General features: G+C 67.0%; 1 protein-coding gene. It reads left to right on the plus strand.

Annotation, left to right across the window (positions count from 1 at the left end; translation table 11 throughout):
- The coding region (locus G8767_RS35420; protein ID WP_166814252.1) for a hypothetical protein at positions 1–221 on the plus strand (221 nt) is incomplete at its 5' end.
- Positions 222–261 lie beyond the last annotated feature (40 nt).

The raw sequence follows: 261 nt of genomic DNA on the forward strand, positions 1-261 counted from the left end.
TGGATATCACGCCGGAGGCACGCCGGCTGATCGCCGAACACGGTTTCGACCCTGTCTACGGTGCGCGGCCGCTGCGCCGGTACATCGCCCACGAGGTCGAGACCAAGATCGGTCGTGCGCTGTTGCGCGGCGAGATCAAACCGGGTGGCACCATCAGCGTCACGGTGGACGGCGGCGAGCTTGCCGTCGCGTATGCCGAACCCGCCGTCGCGGCGGCCTGAGAAGAGGTGTCGTCATGGGATCCGACAAGGTGAAGTGCCC

This window comes from Rhodococcus sp. IC4_135 (assembly GCF_011602025.1).
GTDB lineage: Bacteria > Actinomycetota > Actinomycetes > Mycobacteriales > Mycobacteriaceae > Rhodococcus_F > Rhodococcus_F baikonurensis.